This is a genomic window from Mesorhizobium sp. WSM4840 (assembly GCF_055811755.1).
Map to the genome: position 1 here is coordinate 1 of NZ_JBVVQD010000106.1, position 1,003 is coordinate 1,003.

Annotated in this window: 1 protein-coding gene; it reads left to right on the plus strand. The window is 66.0% G+C overall.

What is annotated here, in order from left to right; all coding sequences use genetic code 11:
• A partial coding sequence (locus tag AC0L3I_RS36885; RefSeq protein ID WP_473530228.1) for an adenylate/guanylate cyclase domain-containing protein occupies positions 1-1,003 on the plus strand: 1,003 nt, incomplete at both ends.

Here is a 1,003-nt window from a genome sequence, read left to right on the forward strand (position 1 = left end):
CTTACGTCGCTATTACCCGTGAGATCACCGGCTATGGCGACCGGCCCTGGACGCTCGGCGCGTATTTCAAGACCAGTCAGATCGGTGACGAAATCGAGCGCGTCATGGGATCGGCCATGCTTGGACTTGGCGCGATGGCGGTGGCGGTCATCGTCGCGATTCTTCTCGGCAAGCGCCTGTCGCGCCCGATCCAGGCGATTGCCGGCCAGGCCACGCGCGTCGCCGATTTCGATCTCGACGGCGTGACCCCCCTGCCGCGCAGCAGGGTACTGGAGTTGGACAACCAGGCTTCGGCGTTCAATGCCATGCTGATCGGTCTGCGTGCATTCTCGACCTATGTTCCGCGCTCGCTGGTGGCCAAGCTGGTGCGCACCGGAGAGAGCGGCATCGCCGAACCGCGTGAAGCGGTCGTCACCGTTATGTTCACCGACATCGCCGGCTTCACCACGCTGTCGGAGCAGATGGACGCCGCCGCCGCGGCCAGGCTGCTGAACCACCACTTCGCGATCCTGTGCGGCGCGGTCGATGCACATGGCGGCACGGTCGACAAGTTCCTGGGCGACGGCATGCTGGCGTTCTTCGGCGCGCCGGATCGTCTGAAGGGCCATGCCGCCGCGGCCGTCCGCGCAGCCGCGGCCATCCGCGAGAAGCTGGACAAGGACAATCTGGAAGCGGCTGGCGAAGGCCGGCCTCCGCTTCATGTCCGTATCGGCATCCACACGGGCTCCGTCATCGTCGGCAATATCGGCGCATCCGATCGTGTCAACTATACGATCGTCGGCGACACCGTGAACGTCAGCCAGCGGCTGCAGGACCTCGGCAAGCAGCTCGAACCGGGCGCCACCGCCGCAATCGCCATTTCCGGCGAGACCGCGTCGCGGCTCGACGAAAGGTTCGAAAGGATCCCGGCGGGCAAGCACCGGCTGCGCGGCCGCGGCGAGGCGACGGAGGTCTTCCAGCTTGGCAAAGTCGCGACGTCAGCATCGCCCCCTATGGACGTTCA